The sequence below is a fragment of the Amaricoccus sp. W119 genome (assembly GCF_047275745.1).
In the GTDB taxonomy this organism is placed as follows: Bacteria; Pseudomonadota; Alphaproteobacteria; order Rhodobacterales; family Rhodobacteraceae; genus Amaricoccus.
The window spans coordinates 1-18,315 of record NZ_JBKQWU010000022.1 but is presented as its reverse complement, the minus strand read 5'-3'; the positions used below and the strand labels follow the sequence as shown (position 1 = coordinate 18,315).

The 18,315-nt window shown below is 68.2% G+C and carries 16 protein-coding genes; 13 read left to right on the top strand and 3 right to left on the bottom strand.

Annotated features, from left to right (window positions below; genetic code table 11):
• Positions 1-85 precede the first annotated feature (85 nt).
• A complete protein-coding gene (locus ACLJK8_RS12720) occupies positions 86-1,627 on the top strand; it encodes an ABC transporter substrate-binding protein (protein ID WP_413150651.1) in 1,542 nt (513 codons plus the stop codon).
• Between the two features lie 55 nt (positions 1,628-1,682).
• Here the strand turns inward: ACLJK8_RS12720 and ACLJK8_RS12715 are convergent, their stop codons facing one another.
• Positions 1,683-2,390 (bottom strand): SDR family NAD(P)-dependent oxidoreductase, encoded by a 708-nt coding sequence (locus ACLJK8_RS12715; protein WP_413150650.1) that lies wholly within the window; start codon positions 2,388-2,390, stop codon positions 1,683-1,685.
• A gap of 297 nt (positions 2,391-2,687) precedes the next feature.
• On the opposite strand from ACLJK8_RS12715, the gene ACLJK8_RS12710 reads away from it, so the two are divergent.
• From ACLJK8_RS12710 to ACLJK8_RS12660, 11 genes are all read left to right on the top strand, one after another.
• The gene (locus ACLJK8_RS12710) at positions 2,688-4,220 is read left to right on the top strand and encodes an ABC transporter substrate-binding protein (protein WP_413150649.1); all 1,533 of its coding nucleotides are present in this window, start codon (positions 2,688-2,690) and stop codon (positions 4,218-4,220) included.
• A 122-nt stretch (positions 4,221-4,342) separates the two neighbouring features.
• The gene (locus ACLJK8_RS12705; protein WP_413150648.1) at positions 4,343-5,254 is read left to right on the top strand and encodes an ABC transporter permease; all 912 of its coding nucleotides are present in this window, start codon (positions 4,343-4,345) and stop codon (positions 5,252-5,254) included.
• 25 nt (positions 5,255-5,279) lie between these two features.
• On the top strand, positions 5,280-6,197 hold the full coding sequence (locus ACLJK8_RS12700) for an ABC transporter permease (protein ID WP_413150647.1): 918 nt from the start codon (positions 5,280-5,282) through the stop codon (positions 6,195-6,197).
• Entirely contained in the window at positions 6,194-7,804 is a 1,611-nt protein-coding gene (locus ACLJK8_RS12695; protein ID WP_413150646.1) for a dipeptide ABC transporter ATP-binding protein, read from the top strand. Before ACLJK8_RS12700 ends, ACLJK8_RS12695 begins: the two co-directional genes overlap by 4 nt.
• 11 nt (positions 7,805-7,815) lie before the next feature.
• Complete coding sequence (locus ACLJK8_RS12690; protein WP_413150645.1) at positions 7,816-8,940, top strand: iron-containing alcohol dehydrogenase; 1,125 nt, start codon at positions 7,816-7,818, stop codon at positions 8,938-8,940.
• Position 8,941: 1 nt separating this feature from the next.
• Complete coding sequence (locus ACLJK8_RS12685; RefSeq protein ID WP_413150644.1) at positions 8,942-9,904, top strand: phosphoglycerate dehydrogenase; 963 nt, start codon at positions 8,942-8,944, stop codon at positions 9,902-9,904.
• A 311-nt stretch (positions 9,905-10,215) separates the two neighbouring features.
• A complete protein-coding gene (locus ACLJK8_RS12680; protein ID WP_413150643.1) occupies positions 10,216-11,187 on the top strand; it encodes a Bug family tripartite tricarboxylate transporter substrate binding protein in 972 nt (323 codons plus the stop codon).
• Positions 11,188-11,287: 100 nt separating this feature from the next.
• On the top strand, positions 11,288-11,761 hold the full coding sequence (locus tag ACLJK8_RS12675; RefSeq protein ID WP_413150642.1) for a tripartite tricarboxylate transporter TctB family protein: 474 nt from the start codon (positions 11,288-11,290) through the stop codon (positions 11,759-11,761).
• 7 nt (positions 11,762-11,768) lie between these two features.
• Entirely contained in the window at positions 11,769-13,268 is a 1,500-nt protein-coding gene (locus ACLJK8_RS12670) for a tripartite tricarboxylate transporter permease (RefSeq protein WP_413150641.1), read from the top strand.
• Between the two features lie 80 nt (positions 13,269-13,348).
• Positions 13,349-14,245 (top strand): dihydrodipicolinate synthase family protein, encoded by an 897-nt coding sequence (locus tag ACLJK8_RS12665; RefSeq protein WP_413150640.1) that lies wholly within the window; start codon positions 13,349-13,351, stop codon positions 14,243-14,245.
• Positions 14,242-15,291 (top strand): Ldh family oxidoreductase, encoded by a 1,050-nt coding sequence (locus tag ACLJK8_RS12660; protein WP_413150639.1) that lies wholly within the window; start codon positions 14,242-14,244, stop codon positions 15,289-15,291. Before ACLJK8_RS12665 ends, ACLJK8_RS12660 begins: the two co-directional genes overlap by 4 nt.
• Before the next feature lie 6 nt (positions 15,292-15,297).
• Here ACLJK8_RS12660 and ACLJK8_RS12655 read toward each other — a convergent pair whose 3' ends face one another.
• Complete coding sequence (locus tag ACLJK8_RS12655; RefSeq protein WP_413150638.1) at positions 15,298-16,041, bottom strand: FadR/GntR family transcriptional regulator; 744 nt, start codon at positions 16,039-16,041, stop codon at positions 15,298-15,300.
• Complete coding sequence (locus ACLJK8_RS12650; protein WP_413150637.1) at positions 16,038-17,153, bottom strand: four-carbon acid sugar kinase family protein; 1,116 nt, start codon at positions 17,151-17,153, stop codon at positions 16,038-16,040. Before ACLJK8_RS12650 ends, ACLJK8_RS12655 begins: the two co-directional genes overlap by 4 nt.
• A gap of 182 nt (positions 17,154-17,335) precedes the next feature.
• On the opposite strand from ACLJK8_RS12650, the gene pdxA reads away from it, so the two are divergent.
• Positions 17,336-18,315: 4-hydroxythreonine-4-phosphate dehydrogenase PdxA (gene pdxA, locus ACLJK8_RS12645; RefSeq protein ID WP_413150636.1), on the top strand; the 980-nt coding region annotated here is incomplete at its 3' end.

Genomic DNA, 18,315 nt, shown 5'->3' with positions numbered 1-18,315 from the left:
ACAACTGATGCCGCGAGCGGCATGCTTCGGCGCGTCGCGGTCGGCCGGGCCCCGGGCGGCGCGCGCTTACGGGAGGAATCGGAACATGAGACGAACGACCCTGCTGCTGTCCGCGGCGCTCGTCATGCCGGCTGTCATGTCGGCTTTCGGGCCGGCTTTCGGGCCGGCTTTCGGGCCGGCTTTCGCACAGGACGGGCGCGATGTGACCATCGTGCTGGGCGAGAACACCGATCTGGTCGAGCCCTGCATGGCCACGCGCTCGAACATCGGCCGCGTCATCCTGCAGAACATCAGCGAGACGCTGACGCAGTACGATGTGACGGGCGGGCAGGGCGTGCTCCCGCGCCTCGCCGAATCCTGGGAGGATCGGGGCAACGGCGCCTGGCGGTTCAATCTGCGCCAGGGCGTCACCTTCTCGGACGGCTCGACCTTCGATGCGAATGACGTGAAGCATTCGTTCGAGCGTGCGATGAGCGATCAGCTCACCTGCGAGACGCCGCGCTATTTCGGCGAGGCGACGCTGAGTTTCAACGTCGTCGACGACCACACGATCGACATCACGGCGGAGCCGGCGCAGCCGATCCTGCCGCTTCTCATGTCGCTGGTGACGATCGTCCCGAGCGAGACGCCGGTGGAATTCGTGCGCGAGCCGATCGGAACCGGGCCCTACACGCTCGCCTCCTGGGAGCCGGGCCAGAGCATCGTGCTGGAGCGGCGCGACGACTACTGGGGCGAGGCGCCGGCGGTCGAGACGGCGAGCTATGTCTACCGGACCGACCCGGCGGTGGCGGCGGCGATGGTCGAGCAGGGCGAGGCCGATCTCGCGCCGTCGATCTCGGCCGTCGATGCGACCAATCCGGAGACCGACATCTCCTATCTCAACTCCGAGACGCTGCATCTGAGGCTCGACAGCGAGATCGCGCCGATCTCCGACAAGCGGGTGCGCGAGGCGATCAATCTCGCGATCGACCGCGAGGCCTTCATCGGCACGCTGCTGCCCGAGGGGGCGGTCGTGGCGACGGCTCTGGTGCCGCCGACAACGCTCGGCTGGAACCCGGATGTGAAGCCCTATGCCTATGATCCGGAACGGGCCGCGGCCCTGCTCGAAGAGGCGGCGGCCGATGGCGTGCCGGTCGATACCACGCTCCAGCTGCTCGGCCGCTCCAATCTGTTCCCGAGCGTGGTCGAGGTGATCGAGGCCATTCAGCAGATGCTGCAGGACGTGGGCTTCAACGTCGAGACGCAGATGCTCGAAGCCGGCCAGATCGAGCCGATCTGGAACAAGCCCTATCTGGAGGGTCGCCCGCCGCAGATGCTCGCCGTGCAGCATGACAACAGCCGCGGCGACCCCGTCTTCACCATGTTCTTCAAATATGCGAGCGAGGGGCGGCAATCCGGGATCGCCGATCCGCGCGTGGATGAGCTGATCTCCCAGGCCAGTGCGACCACCGGGGAGGAGCGCGCGAAGCTCTGGTCCGAGCTTTTCGCCTATCTCCACGATGATGTCGTGGCGGATGTGCCGCTCTTCCACATGGTCAACTTCGCCCGCGTCGGGAGCCGCGTCGCCTTCGAGCCGACCATCGCGACGAATTCCGAGCTGGAACTCGCCGACATCAGCTTCCGCTGAGCAAGCCCCGCGTTTCGCTCCCCGCGCCGTCCGATGGCGCGGGGAGCAAGCTATTTCAAAGCGAGGCGCCGCCGCAGACCAGCAGTTGCTGTCCGGTGATGCTGCCCGCGTCGTCCGAGAGCAGGAAGGCGACGAGGCCCGCGACCTCCTCCGGCCGGACGAAGCGGCCGATGGGCGGGGTGCGCGGCGTGACCGCGCCGCGGGCGGGGTCGCGCAGCATCGGGGTGTCCGTCGCGCCCGGTGCCACGACATTGACGGTGATGCCCCTGGGCGCCAGTTCGAGCGCGAGCGAGCGCGCGAGGCCGACAACCGCCGATTTCGAGGCGGCATAGAGCCCCCGGCCCGCCGATCCGGCCGCGGTCCGGCTGCCGACCAGGACGATCCGGCCGCCATCGGGCATTCCGGGCGCGAGCCGGTCGAGGATCTGCGCCGCCGCGTCGAGATGCAGCCGCCACATCACCCGCCCGTCCTCGCGGCCGAGCGCGCCGATGGTGCCGACGCGCAAGAGCCCCGCCGCGTGAACCACCGCGTCGGGGGGTGCGAGGCCGTCGAGCGCGGCGGCGAGCGAGCCCTCGTCCATCAGATCGGCCTGGAGGAACTCGAAACCGGCGTGGTCGATCCAGCCGCGGGTCCGGCTGAGACCGATCACCCGCCAGCCGGACCCGAGCAGCCGGCGCGAGATTGCCTCGCCGATTCCCGAACTCGCCCCCGTCACGAGGGCGGTGCGCGCGCCGCGCCGCGATGCGTCTTCCGACTCGGACATCTGGGCCTCTCCTTCCCGTGTTTTCACCGGCGATCCTGCCTTCTGGCTCCGAATGTTGTCAAGTCAGAAACGCAAGCCCCTGACAACACATATATTGATATATCACAGAATAAACATGGTGTTGAGGTGGATATCGCCTTCGCGTGCCGGGATTCCCCGAGTGACATGTCTTTTCATGTTGACAAGTTGTCGGGTGTCAGGCAGAACGATTCACGCCGACCGCGACAGCCGGTCTTCCCCGACCGGTGGGCCGCGGCGAGACAAGGGGGCCTCGTGAGCCCCGATCGGGAGGACTGAATGAAGAGAACGTCTCTCTTGCTGGCATCGGCGCTCGCCCTGCCGCTCGCGCCCATGTCACTCGCCCCCACGGTGTTAGGAGCGGCCTTCGCGCAGGAAGACAAGGGCGTGACGATCGTCCTTGGCGAGGACATCGATCTCGTCGAGCCCTGCATGGCCACGCGCTCGAACATCGGCCGCATCATCATGCAGAACGTCAACGAGACGCTGACGCAGTATGATGTGACCGGCGGCCAGGGCGTGCTCCCGCGGCTCGCCGAATCCTGGGAGGACCAGGGCAACGGCACCTGGCGGTTCAACCTGCGCCAGGGCGTCACCTTCTCGGACGGGTCCGCCTTCGACGCGGCCGACGTGAAGCACTCCTTCGAGCGGGCGATGAGCGATCAGCTCTCCTGCGAGACGCCGCGCTATTTCGGCGAGACCAAGCTCACCTTCAATGTCGTGGACGACAACACGGTCGACGTGACCGCCGAGCCGGCGCAGCCGATCCTGCCGCTGCTGCTCTCGCTCGTGACCATCGTGCCGAGCGAGACCCCGGTCGAATTCGTCCGCGAGCCGGTCGGAACCGGCCCCTATGCGCTCACCTCCTGGGAGCCCGGCCAGAGCATCGTGCTCGAGCGGCGCGACGACTACTGGGGCGAGGCGCCGGCGGTCGAGAAGGCGACCTATGTCTTCCGCACCGATCCCGCGGTCGCCGCCGCGATGGTGACGCAGGGCGAGGCCGATCTCGCGCCGTCGATCTCGGCGGTCGATGCGACCGACCCGGAAACCGACGTGTCCTACCTCAATTCCGAGACGCTCTACCTGCGGCTCGACAGTTCGATCGCCCCGATCTCCGACAAGCGCATCCGCGAGGCGCTGAACCTCGCCATCGACCGCGAGGCCTTCATCGGCACGCTCCTGCCCGAGGGGACCGAGGTCGCGGTCGCCATGGTGCCGCCGACGACGCTCGGCTGGAACCCGGATGTGAAGCCCTTCGCCTACGATCCCGAGCGCGCCGCGGCGCTGGTCGAGGAAGCCGCCGCCGATGGCGTGCCGACCGACACCACGCTGCATCTGATCGGGCGGTCGAACCTGTTCCCGGGCGTGGTCGAGGTCGTCGAGGCGATGACGCAGATGCTCCAGGAAGTGGGCCTCAACGTCGAAGTGCAGATGATCGAGGTCGCCCAGCAGGAAGAGCTCTACAACAAGCCCTTCCCGGAGAACCGGCCGCCGCAGATGCTCGCCGTCCAGCATGACAACAGCCGCGGCGACCCGGTCTTCTCGATGTTCTTCAAATATGCCAGCGAAGGCCGGCAGTCGGGCATCGCCGATCCGAAGGTGGATGAGATGATCGCCGCCGCGACCGCCGCCACCGGCGACGAGCGGACCAAGGCCTGGCAGGATCTCATCGCCTATGTGCATGACGAGGCTATCGCCGATGTGCTGCTCTTCCACATGGTGAGCTTCGCGCGGGTCGGCGAGCGGATCGACTTCACGCCCACGATCGCGACCAATTCCCAGCTCGAACTGGCCAATATCGCCTTCAAGTAAGGCGCGGCCGGGGCGCGCCTGTCGCGCGCGCCCCGGCGACACTCCATTCAATCGAAAAACGAAGCAATCCCGTCGCGCCAGTGGCGATGGTCAGGGCGCGGAACGCGCCAGGAGGACGCCCCATGCCCCGATACGCCTCCCGAATCCTGTCAAGTCTCGTCTCCCTCGTCCTGCTCCTCGTCATTGTCTTCTTCCTGTCGCGGCTGACCGGCGATCCGGCGGCGCTGTTCCTGCCGATCGACGCCACGCAGGAGATGCGGGAGAACTTCCGCGAGCTGCACGGGCTCAACGACCCCGTGCTGGTCCAGTTCGGCCGCTATGTCTGGGACGTGCTGCACCTCGACTTCGGCGAGAGCCTCAGGCAGGCGCGGCCGGCGATCGAGGTCGTGCTGCAGGCCTTCGTCTGGACGCTCTGGCTCGCCGTCATCACCATGACGCTCGTCACCGTCGCCGCGATCGTCATCGGCTCGCTCGCGGCCTTCCGGCCCGGCGGTTTCTTCGACCGGACCGTGACCTTCACCTCGCTGATCGGCGCCTCGGCTCCCGACTTCTGGATCGCCATCGTCGGCATCACCGTCTTCGCGATCGGCCTCGGCTGGCTGCCCACCTCCGGCACCGGCACCGTCTGGCACTGGATACTGCCGATCGCCGTCCTCTTCATCCGCCCGTTCGGCCTGATCCTGCAGGTGGTGCGCGGCTCGATGGTCCAGGCCTTCGGCTCGGCCTATGTCAAGACCGCGCGGGCCAAGGGCGTGCGCGACCGCTCGATCATCTTCGTCCATACGCTCCGCAACGCCATGCTGCCCGTCATCACGGTCGTCGGCGACCAGGCGGCGGCGCTGCTGAACGGCGCGGTGGTGATCGAGACCATCTTCGGCTTCCCCGGTGTCGGCAAGCTGATGATCGACTCGATCCTCAACCGCGACTTCAACGTGATCCTCGCCGCGATCATGGTCACCGCGATCGCGATCTTCATCATGAACCTGCTGATCGACCTCGCCTACGCGGCTCTCGATCCCAGGATCCGGTCCTGATGGCCGTGGCAAGGAGGCCAAACCGATGACAAGCATCTCCGCCACCCCGACGCCGCAGAAGAGCAGCCTGCAGATCGTCCTCGGCATGCTCTGGCGCGACAAGTTCGCCACCGCCGCGGTGATCTTCCTCCTGATCGCGATCCTCTGCGCGATCCTGGGCCCGGCGCTGTTCGGCGATATCGCGACCAAGCAGAACCTGCGCGGCCGCAACGCACCCCCGTTCGAGCTTGAGCGCGGCTTCATGATGATCCTCGGCGCCGACGCGCTCGGCCGGCCGCTCCTGGCGCGCATCATCGTCGCGGCGCAGAACACGCTCACGATCGCCGCCGGCGCCGTCGCCCTCTCCGCCACCTTCGGCGCGGCCCTCGGCCTCGTCGCGGGCTACGGCCCGCGCTGGCTCGGCAATGCGATCATGCGTCTCGCGGATGTGATCATGTCCTTCCCGTCGCTGCTCCTCGCGGTGATCGTGCTCTACATGCTGAGCCCGTCGGTCGGAAACGTGATCCTCGTCCTCGCCATCACGCGTATCCCGATCTACCTCCGCACGACCCGCGCCGAGGTGCTCGAAGTCAAGGAACGCATGTTCGTCCAGGCGGCGCAGGTCATGGGCGCCTCCTCCTCGCGGATCGTCTTCCGGCACATCCTGCCGATGGTGATCCCGACGCTGGTCACGATCGCGACCCTCGACTTCGCCTTCGTCATGCTCGCCGAGAGCGCGCTCTCCTTCCTCGGCATCGGCATCCAGCCGCCGGAGATCACCTGGGGCCTCATGGTCGCCCAGGGCAAGCAGTACCTCTCCAGCGCCTGGTGGCTCGCCTTCTGGCCCGGCCTCGCGATCATCCTGACCACGCTTTCGCTCAACCTCCTGTCGAACTGGCTCCGGATCGCCCTCGATCCCGCGCAGCGCTGGCGGCTGGAAATCTCGCACAAGGGAGGCAAATGACCATGGCGCACCTGCTCGAAGTGCGGAACCTCTCGGTCCGCTTCCACACCGCCCACGGCATCGTCGACGCGGTCAAGAACGTGAGCTGGTACCTCGACCGGGGCGAAACGCTCGCCATCCTCGGGGAATCCGGCTCCGGCAAGTCGGTCTCGTCCTCGGCGATCATGAACCTGATCGACTGCCCGCCGGGCGAGATCGCCTCGGGCGAGATCATGTTCGACGGCCGCGATCTGCTCAAGGCCTCGGCCGAGGAGCGCCGGCGGATCAACGGCAAGCGGATCGCGATGATCTTCCAGGACCCGCTCAGCCATCTGAACCCGGTCTATACCGTCGGCTGGCAGCTCCGCGAAGTCATGCTGGTCCATGGCGTCGCCCCCGCCGAGGCGGCGTCCCGCGGACTCGACCTGATGCGGCGCGTCGGCATCCCGGAGCCGGAGGGCTCGCTCGGCAAGTATCCGCACGAGTTCTCGGGCGGGCAGCGCCAGCGCATCATGATCGCCATGGCGCTGGCGATGAAACCCGACATCATCATCGCCGACGAGCCGACCACCGCGCTCGATGTCACCGTCCAGGCCGAGGTCCTGCGGCTTCTGGAGGAGCTTCAGGAGGAGATGGGCCTCGGCCTCGTCCTCATCACCCATGACCTCGGCGTCGTCGCGGAGATCGCGGACCGGGTGGTGGTGATGAACGGCGGCGAGATCGTCGAATCCGGCACGCCGAGCGAGATCTACCACAACGCGAAGCACCCCTATACCCGGCGGCTCATCTCCGCCGCGCCGGGCCGGGGCGAGATGAACGCGCCGGTCAGGGGCGCCGATCCGGTCCTGAAGGTCGATCGCGCCACCAAGACCTATGGCACCTTCAAGGCGCTGAACGAGGTTTCCTTCGAGCTCCAGAAGGGCGAGGTGCTGGCGGTCGTCGGCGAATCCGGGTCGGGCAAGTCGACGGTCGCCAAGGCGATCCTGCGGCTGATCGAGGCGGATTCGGGACAGGCGCTCTGGAAGGGCCGCGATCTCTTCAAGATGAGCCCGCGCGATCTCTACGCGATGCGCCGCGACATCCAGATGGTGTTCCAGGACCCGACGCAGTCGCTCAATCCGCGGATGTCGATCTTCCAGATCATCTCCGAGGCCTGGGTGATCCATCCCGAGATCCTGCCGAAGGCGAAATGGCGCGACCGGGTGGCCGAGTTGCTGGCGCAGGTCGGGCTCTCGCCGGAACATGCGCGGCGCTATCCGCACCAGTTCTCCGGCGGCCAGCGGCAGCGCATCGCCATCGCCCGGGCGCTGGCGCTCGAACCCGAGATGATCATCGCCGACGAGGCGGTCTCGGCGCTCGACGTGTCGATCCAGGCTCAGGTCATCGACCTGCTCGGCAAGCTCAAGCGCGAGCTCGGCATCGCCTTCATCTTCATCGCCCACGACCTGCCGGTGGTGCGCGATTTCGCCGACCACGTGATGGTCATGGAGAAGGGCAGGGTGGTCGAGATCGGCACCGTCCGCGAGATCTTCGACAACCCGCGGGAACTCTACACCCGCCGCCTGCTCGCCGCCGGCCTCGACCCGGACCCGGAGGTCCAGAAGGCCCGCCGGCTCGCCGTCGCCTGAGGAGATACAAGATGCTTAGCCTGCAACATCCGATCGAGATGCAGCGTCCCGCGATCGTGCGCTTCGGCGCGGGACAGGTCGAGACGCTCGCCGCCTGGCTCGCCCAGACCGGGGCCAGCCGGCCCTTCGTCGTCGCCGACAAGGTGAACGCCGCGCGCCTCGACATCCTCGGCCTGAAGGACGCGGCCCTCTTCGGCGATGTGAAGCCCGAGCCCGACCTGCCTAACCTCGAAGCCGCCGTCGCCGCCGCCAAGGCGGTGGACGCGGACGCGGTGATCGGCTTCGGCGGCGGCAGCGCGATGGACCTCGCGAAGCTCGTCGCCGTGCTCGTCGGGACCGACCAGCGCCTGACGGAGATTTCCGGCCCGAACCGGGCGCCGGCGCGGCGGGTCGCGCTGGCGCAGATCCCGACGACCGCTGGGACCGGCAGCGAGGTCGGCACCCGCGCGCTGATCACCGATCCCGAGACCATGAACAAGGTCGCGACCGAGAGCCTGCACATGCTCGCCGACATCGCGATCATCGATCCGGCGCTCACCGTCTCGGTCCCGGCCTTCGTCACCGCCGCGACCGGCGTCGATGCGATGGCGCATTGTGTCGAGGCCTTCACCTCCAAACGCGCGCATCCGATCGTCGACGACTACGCGCTTCGGGGCATCGAACTCGTCGGCCGCTACCTGCGGCGCGCGGTCGAGGACGGCTCGGACATCGAGGCGCGCTCCGGTCTCGCGCTCGCGGCCTTCTACGGCGGCGTCTGCCTCGGGCCGGTCAATACCACCGCTGGCCACGCCGTCGCCTATCCGCTCGGCACCCGCCACAAGCTCGCGCATGGCATCGCCAACGCGCTGATCTTCCCGCATGTGCTGGCGGTGAACGCGCCCGCGGTGCCGGAGAAGACCGCGCTCGTCGGCCGCGCGCTCGGCTTCGGCGCGGAGGGGCGGCAACAGGTGCTGGGCGGCGCGCATGATTTCTGCGAGCAGCTCGGGCTCGACATGACGCTGCGCGGCCATGGCGTGCCGAAGGACGACCTGCCCGCCTCGGCCAAGGAAGCCCATGCGATCCGGCGGCTGCTCGACTGGAATCCGGTCGATCTCTCCGAGAGCGACATTCTCGAAATCTATGAGGCCGCCTACTGACATGACCGTTCTTCTCACGACCTCACCCGGCTTTGGCAAGCACGGCCGGGTGCCCGGCCGGCTCGCGGAGCTCGGCTGGGAACTCATCCGCTGCGTCGATACCTCGCGCCCCGACGGCGGGGTGTCGGATCATATCGGACGCGCCGATTTCCTCGTCGTCGGCCTCGTGCCGGTGACGGCGGAGACGCTGGCCCAGGCGCCGGAGCTCAGGGGCGTGCTGAAACACGGCGTCGGCGTCGACAACATCGACATCCCCGCCTGTACCGCGCGGGGCGTGCCGGTGGCGAACACGCCCGGCGCGAATGCCGAGGCGGTCGCGGAACTCGCGATCGGCATGATGTTCGCCATGGCGCGGTCGATCCCGGCCGGCAACGCCTCGGTCATCTCGGGCGGCTGGGACCGCAAGGTGGGGACCCAGCTTGGCGGCAAGACGCTCGGCATCCTCGGTTTCGGCAATATCGGCCGGTCGCTCGCGGTCATGGCGCGCGGCCTCGGCATGAACGTGCTCGCGACCGATCCCTTTGGCGATGCGACCCTCGCGGCGAAGATGGGCGTGGGGCTCGTGCGGTTCGAGACTCTGCTGGAGCAGTCCGACTATCTCTCGCTGCATGTCTTCGGGGGCAAGGACAACGCCGCGCTCATCAACGCCGAGACGCTGGCGACGATGAAACCGGGGGCGCGGCTCCTGAACCTCGCCCGCGGCGAGGTCGTGGATCTTGACGCGGTGGTGGCGGCGCTCGACTCCGGCCAGCTCGGCGGTGTCGCGATCGACGCCTATGTGAGCGAACCGCCGGATCGGGCGCATCCGGTGTTTTCACATCCGAACGCGGTCTTCATGCCGCATTCCGGCGCCGACACCGTCGAGGCGGTGGAGAATGTCGGGCTGATGAACATCGCCGATATCGAAACGCTGATCGCCGGCGGCCGCCCGGCCCGGGTGCTGAACCCGGCCGTCTTCGTCTGACGGGTTCCGATGCGCGGCGGGGTCGGACCGCCGCGCGATTCGCTGGTTGAAAAGTTGTAATCAGTCAACCGTCCATGGCGAACAGATCGCCTCCCGCAAGATCACTTCCGAAGCTTGAACGGGGCGATATACGAATTCATACCATTGATAATTAACCAAGAATCTTATGAAGCGATCAACGACCGCCGTCAGCGGCAAAGATATAACCAGTTGACAACTACTGACATCCCGGACTAGTCTCGCCGGGAACAAAGAGCCCGGTACCGGGGTCCGCGAGGGGCCCGGGCGGGCGGAGAAACGGGGAGAAACTCATGCGCCGACTTCTGACCTCCTGCGCCGTGATCGGCGGGCTCGCCGCCGGGGCGGGCGCCGTCGATGCCCAGGACTGGCCGTCGCAGCCGATCGAGCTCAACGTGCCCTACGCGGCGGGCGGCGGAACCGACCTGTCGATGCGTGTGCTGGGTGAGTCCCTTTCGCGCGCGCTCGGCGGCGCCACCGTCGTGGTCCAGAACGACACCGGCGGCGGCGGCGGCATCGGAACCGGCAACGCGCTGAAGGCCGAACCCGACGGCTACACGCTCGGCACAGGCGCCCAGGGGCCGATCGCGCTCCTGCCGCATTACGGCGCCACCACCTACACGATCGACGACGTGGACTTCCTCGCGCTGATGGCCCGCAACCTGCAGGTCGTGCTGGCCTGCGCCAATGCGAGCTTCAAGGATTTCGGCGCCTTCATGACCTATGCCAAGGAGAACCCGGGCATGACGCTCGTCGGCAACTCCGGCGCGGGCGGTGCCAACCACCTGTCGATGGAAGCCTTCGGCAAGGCCGCCGACGTGACCTTCGAGCACATCCCGTTCAGCGGCGCGTCCGAGGCGCTGACCAACTGCGCCGGCGGTCATATCGACGCGGTGACCGCCACCCCGTCCGAGGCGCGGCCGCATATCGAGGCGGGCAACGTCACGCCGCTCTTCATCATGGAGGCGGAGCGCATCGAGGACATGCCCGACGTGCCGACCGCGGTCGAGAACGGCGTCGACTTCACCTGGTCCTCCTGGAAGGGCGTGATCGCGCCGAAGGGCATCCCGGAGGATGTGCGCGCCAAGCTCACCGCCGCGCTCGAGACCGCGATGGCCGATCCGGCGTTCCTCGAACAGATGAAGTCGATGGGCGAATTCGTCGATTACCGCGACAGCGAGGGCTACGCGGCGCTCGCCAAGGGCGACAGCGAGATGGCCGAGGGCATCATCCGCGAGCTCGGCATGTACGGGATGAACCAGTAGGGCGGACGCGCCTCCCGACGCTGCCCGTCTCCCAGACAGAACGGCATCCGCCAGGCGAGCGAGCCCGGCGGATGGCTGCCATAACCAACGGGAAACGCCCATGTCACGGACCGAACTCCTGCTTCGCAACCGGGATGTCCTCGCCGGTCTGCTCTTCATCCTCCTCGCCCTCGTCTTCGGCTTCGAGGCGATCGGCCTGCCGCTCGGGACGACCATCCGCATGGGTCCGGGCTATTTCCCGCTTCTGCTGTCCGGAGGGCTCGGCTTCTTCGGCCTCCTGACGCTGATCGGCGGCATCCGGAGCGCCGACGAGGCATCGGCGGTCGACTCGCTCGCCTGGTCGCGGGTGCTGCTGATCTCGATCGCGGCGCTGATCTTCGTCTTCGGCCTCTCCCGGCTCGGCCTGCCGCTCTCGGTCTTCCTGACGGTCCTGGTCGCGGCGAGCGCCAGCCGCTCGTTCCGCGTCCTGCCCGGGCTCGCGCTCGCCGCCGGGGTCGCGGCGGGCTCCTGGATCATCTTCGCCATGCTGCTCGGCCTGCCGTTCCGGGCGACCGGCAGCTGGCTCGGAATGTGAGGCGCCGATGGAACTCATCGCCAATCTCGGGCTCGGCTTCCAGACGGCGCTCAGCCTGCACAACCTGCTCTACTGCTTCCTCGGGGCGCTCGTCGGCACGCTGATCGGCGTCCTGCCGGGGCTCGGGCCCGTCGCCACGATCGCGATGCTCTTGCCGCTGACCTTCGGGCTCGACCCGGTGACGGCGCTCATCATGCTGGCGGGCATCTTCTACGGCGCGCAATACGGCTCCTCGACCACGGCGATCCTGATCAACCTGCCGGGCGAGGCCTCCTCGGTCGTCACCGCGCTCGACGGCTACAAGATGGCGCGGCGGGGCAGGGCGGGGACCGCGCTCGCGACCGCCGCGCTCGCCTCGTTCTTCGCGGGCTCGGTCGCGACGCTCGTCATCGCCACGCTCGGCCCGGTGCTCGCCGGGGTCGCGCTGAGCTTCGGGCCGGCGGAATATTTCTCGCTCATGGTGCTCGGCCTCATCGCCTCGATCGCGATGGCCTCGGGCTCGGTCGTGAAGGCGCTCGGGATGATCTTCCTCGGCGTCATGCTCGGGCTCGTCGGGCAGGACATCTATACCGGCGCCGGGCGTCTCACCTTCGGCTCGCCCGCGCTGCTCGACGGGATCGAGTTCGTGGCGATCGCCATGGGTCTCTTCGGTCTCGCGGAGATCTGCCAGAACCTCGAAGATGAAACCGAACGGCAGACCTCCGTCGGCAAGGTCGGCTCGCTCCTCTTGACGAAGGAGGAGGTGAAGGCGGTCCGCAAGCCGGTGGTGCGCGGCACCATCGTGGGCTCGATCCTCGGCCTGCTGCCGGGCGGCGGTGCCACGATCGGCGCCTTCGCCGCCTATGTGATGGAGAAACGGTTCTCGCGCGAGCCGGAACGCTTCGGCGAGGGCGCGATCGAGGGCGTGGCCGCGCCCGAGGCCGCGAACAACGCGGGCGCGCAGACCTCCTTCATCCCGCTCCTGACGCTGGGCATCCCGGCCAATGCGACGATGGCGATGATGGCGGGCGCGCTGATCCTGCACGGCGTCACGCCGGGGCCGAACATCATCAGCTCCGAGCCGGTGCTGTTCTGGGGCCTGATCGCCTCGATGTGGATCGGCAACGTGATGCTCGTCGTCCTGAACCTGCCGCTGATCCGCATCTGGGTGAAGCTGCTCGGCGTGCCCTACCGGATGCTCTTCCCGATCATCGTCGCGCTCTGCTGCATCGGCGTCTACACGGTCAACAGCAACAGTTTCGATGTGCTCGTCATGGTCGGTTTCGGCGTGCTGGGCTACATCTTCCTGAAGCTCAAATGCGAGCCGGCGCCGCTTCTGCTCGGCCTCGTGCTCGGGCCGATGCTGGAGGAGAACCTGCGGCGCGCGATGCTCACGGGCCGCGGCGATCCGATGGTCTTCCTTACGCGGCCGATCTCGGCGGTGCTGCTCGGCATCGCGGCGCTCTGCCTGATCGCGATGATCCTGCCCTCGGTACGCAAGACCCGCGAGGTCGCCTTCGAGGAATAGCAAACCCCGACAGCACCCACTGGCCAGCGCCGGGCAGTCCGGCGCAGCCCCCGGAACAACCCCCCAAGAGAGGCCAAGTCATGACCAAGGAAGCCTTCGTCGCCCTCGTCACCTGTTTCAATGACGACGAGACCGTGAACTACGCCGCCACTCGCGCCCAGGTGCGCCGGCAGGTGGCCGCCGGCAACAACATCATGTGCGCCGGCACCAACGGCGATTTCACCGCGCTGACCTTCGACGAGAAGGTTCGGCTCTGCGCCGAGGTCGCCGAGGAAGTCGATGGCAAGGCGAAGATCATCGTCAACGCCGGGATGCCCGCGACCTTCGAGACCATCCTGCTCGCCAAGGAATTCGAGAAGATCGGTGTCGAGGGGATCGCCGTCATCACCCCGTTCTTCATCCAGTGCACCCAGGACGGGATGATCCGCCACTTCTCGACCGTGGCCGACGCGGTTTCGACGCCGGTCTATCTCTATGACATCCCCGCGCGGACCCAGAACCATATCGAGCCCGAGACGGCGAAGACCCTCGCGAGCCATGGCAATATCGCCGGCATCAAGGACTCGGGCGGCGCGCAGGACACGCTCGAAGCCTATCTCCAGGTGAGCAAGGAAGTGCCGGGCTTCGATGTCTATTCCGGCCCGGACCATCTCGTGCTCTGGTCGTTCCAGAACGGCGCCAAGGGCTGCATCTCGGGCCTCGGCAATGTCATGCCCGAGACGCTCGCGGATATCACCAGGGCGTTCAACGCAGGCGACACGGCGGCGGCCGAGAAGGCCCAGGAGGCGTTCGGCGCCTTCCGCAAGGATCTCTACACCCTCGGCTATCCGCCCGCGCTGGTGAAGCGGTCGCTCTATCTCATGGACAATTCGGTCGGTGCCAGCCGCCAGCCGGCGCTCCTGCCCGATCCGGAGCAGGACAGGAAGATCGCCGCCCTTCTGGTGAAGCACGGGCTGATGGCCGAGGCGAACGCGTGAGCTACGACGCGACACGGCTGACGGGTTTCGCGGAGGAGCTGTTCTCCGCCGCGGGGCTCGAGGCGGAGAAGGCGGCGGCGGTCGCGCGCTATCTCGTCGAGGCCGATCTGATGGGGCACACCACCCATGGGCTCGCGCTGGCCGGCTGGTATCTGCAGGGCATCGCGGAGGGCGTGATGGCCAGGACGGGGGCGCCGGAGGTGCTCTCGGACCGGGGCGCGGCGATCTGCTGGCGCGGCCGGCGGCTGCCCGGCGCCTGGCTGACCTCGGAGGCGGTGAAGCTCGCCGCCGACCGCGCCGTCGAGCACGGCACCGCGACGGTCGTCATCGGCGACAGCCATCATATCGGCGCGCTCGCCGCCTATCTGACGCTCGCGACCGACCGCGGGCTCATGGTCTCGATCGCCTCCTCCTCGCCCTCGGGCGCGCAGGTGGCGCCTTACGGCGGCAAGGTCGGGCTCTACACGCCCGATCCGGTCGCGCATGGCATCCCGACGCCGGACGACCCGATCCTGATCGACATCTCGGCCTCGATCACCACGGTCAACATGGCGCAGCGGATGATCCGCGAGGGCCGGGCCTATGATCACGACTGGCTGCTCGACCGCGACGGCGAGCCGTCGCGCGATCCGGCGGTGCTTCAGGACGGCGGCACGCTCCTGCCGACCGGCGGGCTCGATCATGGCCAGAAGGGCTATGGCATGGCCCTCCATGCCGAGGCGCTGACCCAGGGACTCGCAGGCTATGGCCGCGTCGACGAGCCGAAGGGCACCAACGCCGCCGTCACCGTCCAGGTCTGGGACCCGGAAGCCTTCGGCGGGCGCGACGCCTTCCTGCGCCAGACGGGCTGGCTCGCGGCGGCCTGCCGCGCGAACCCGCCGCGTCGCGGTGTCGAGAGCGTGCGGCTGCCGGGACAGGCGGCGCTCCGGCGCAAGCGGGAGGCGCTGGCCGGTGGCGTGGTCCTGCGCGAGGGGATCATCGAGAGCCTCGCGCCCCATGCCGAGCGGCTCGGGGTTGCGATGCCCGCGGAACTGGCGGCGGCCTGAGGGCCGCTAGCCTCGCCCGAGATCAATCAGCGCGCCGCCGAACAGGCGGTCGCGCGAATGCGTGAGATGGCCCCGCATCAGCCGCTCGGCCGTCTCGCCGTCGCCCTCGCGGATCGCGGCGAAGATCGCCGAATGCTCCTCGAAGACCTCGCGCAGCCCCTGCGCGCCATCGGTCATCAGCGACTGGCCGTGCAGCTTCATGCCGACATAGATATGCTCGCGCAGCGCCCGCATCGACGCCTCGAAATACTGGTTGTTCGCCGCCTGGGACACCGCGAGGTGAAAGGCGAAATCGGCGTCTTCGCGGTGGGTCAGCGAATCCGTCGCGCCTTCCATCAGCGAGAGCGCCGTCCCGATCTCGGCGAGCGCCCCGGTGTCGCGCCGCGCCGCAGCCAGCCGCGCCGCCATCGCCTCGATGCAGATCCTGAATTCGTAGCAGCGCTGGATATCGGCGATGGTCTCGACCCGGGCGAAACCGAGCGGCGCCGTCTTCACCTCCCGCACGTAGCTGCCCGCGCCCTGCCGCGAATGGATGATCCCCTGTTCGCGCAGCCGCTCCAGCGCCGCCCGCAGCACGGGGCGCGAAACGCCGAATTCGTCGGCCAGCACCTTCTCCGAGGGCAGCTTCTGGTTCGCCGGATAGTCGCCGTTGGAGATCCGGCTGTAGAGCAGGTGGTAGACCCTGTCGGCGAGGCCGGGCTTCGACCGCTCGCCCCCCGCTTTCTCGTCGTGATCCGTCATGACGTTCATCGCGTGTCATCTCCAGCTTGCACCGCGGCGTCGACGACCCGCGCGAGTGTGGCTTCGTTGCCAAATCCCCCTGATTTGGTGACAAGTCGCAGGCGGCGTTTTCCGACCAGCATGGTTGAGACCGGGACGCCGGGCAAGATCTCGCCCTCGACGCTGAAGACACCGGCGCCGAGCGCGCCGAGGATCGCATCGGCGGTTTCGCCGCCGCAGCCGAGCAGCGTCCGGAAATGGCCGTCCCTGACAAGTTGTGCGATTCCCGCCGCGAACCTCCCGCCCGCCGCCTGCGGATCGAAGGCGCGGCCATCGGCGGGCACGAGCCGGACGACGCGCGCGCCGACGTCCCCCGCGCCGGCCGCTGGCGCGGGGCAGACGCCATCCGGCGCCAGCGCGAAATCCACATCGGCGCGGTTCGCGATCAGATCGACCTGCGCCTGCGTGATCGCATCATGCGAGCCGATCGCGAGCAGGATCGGACCCTCCAGCTCCGGCTCCCCGCGCGGCGCCGCATTCTGTGCGAGACCCGGTGCCAGACCCGGTGCCAGACTCGGTGCTAGTCGGCGCCCGAGCGCCGCGGCGAGTCCCGCCGCGCCGACGAGAAGCAGCGGCGCCTCCGTCCCGGCCCGTTCGAGCGCCACGTCGAGGTCGCCGTCGTCGCGCGCCTCCGGCACGTCGAGGTCGAGCCCGCTCGCCGCCATCACGGCCGCGACATCGATCGGTGTCGCGACGCCCACGCCGGTCAGTTGTCCGCCGGTGACGACGCGGCCCTGGGCCGGGATCGCCGAGGAGACCAGCGCCCGGGTGCGGCCCGTCCGGGCGGCGAGCGTGGCGGCTTCCTCGGCGACATGGCCCTTGAGGCGCGAGTCGACCTTCTTGAAGACGATCGGGGGCAGGGTGCCGACCGCGTCGAGCGCCGCCGCGACCGCGGCGCGCGCCGCCTCGGCCGTGCTCTCGCGGGAGGCGGTGCTGATCGACAGGACCTCGGGCCTCAGCGCCAGCGCCTCCGGCACATCCGCTGGTCGCCGGGCGACCACGCAGTCGAGACCGGCCTGCGCGAGGGTCACGGCGCTGTCGAGCGCTCCGGTCAGGTCATCGGCGACGATAAGAACTCGCATGGGTCATTCCGCGTTGCTTTTGGCTGAGCTTACAGGTAAACCTGTCAATTGTGAAAGGGAAAATCGTCGCACCTTCCGAGACGTTCTGGCAACCAATCGATTGATCTCAAATCGGATTTCTCCAGACGCCACCGAAGGTTTCTGACTTTACAAACGCGAATCGCGCTCGCCAGGAGGACCGCATGACCGCTTCGAACAACAGCCCGATCGTCATCACAATGGGTGACCCTTCGGGCGTCGGGCCAGAGGTGACGGTGAAGGCACTCGCCACGCTCGACCCGGCGGAGCGGCGCGATTTCGCCGTGGTCGGGGACCGCGCCGTGCTCGGCCGGGCACTGGCCGCCAGCGGCCTCGACATCCCGCTGGTCGCACCCGGCGAGGGCGACGGGATCGCCGTCATCGACGTGCCGATCGACGGATTGCCGGACCGTTTCGGCGTCCTGAGCCCGCGCTGCGGCGAGGCCGTCTTCCAGTATATCCGCGAAGCCGTCGAATGGGCCCAGGCCGGAAAGGCGGCCGGGATCGTCACCGCGCCGATCAACAAGGAGGCGCTCAATTCCGCCGGCCATCACTATGACGGCCACACCGGTCTGCTCGCCCATCTCACGGGACAGAAGGCGTCCTGGATGCTGCTCGCCTCCGAGCGGCTCAATGTCATCCACGTCTCGACCCATGTCTCGCTGCGCGATGCGATCGAGCGCGCGAAGCCCGAGCGGGTGCTCGAGACGATCCGCACCGGCCACCGGCATTTCCGCCGCATGGGCATCGAATCGCCCCGGATCGCCGTCGCGGGCATCAATCCGCACTGCGGCGAGAACGGCCTGTTCGGGACCGAGGACGAGGAGCACCTCGCCCCGGCGGTCGCCGCCGCCCGCGCCGAGGGGATCAACGTCGTCGGCCCGATCTCGGCGGATACGGTCTATCATCGCGCCTACAACGGCGCCTTCGACCTCGTGGTGGCGCAGTATCACGATCAGGGCCATATCCCGATCAAGCTCGTCGCCTTCGATACCGCGGTCAACGTGTCGCTCGGCCTGCCGATCGACCGGTCCTCGGTCGATCACGGAACCGCCTTCGACATCGCCGGGACCGGCAAGGCCAACCACGTCAACATGCTTTCGGCGCTGTCCTACGCCGGCAAGCTGGCGAAGGCGTCGCGCGA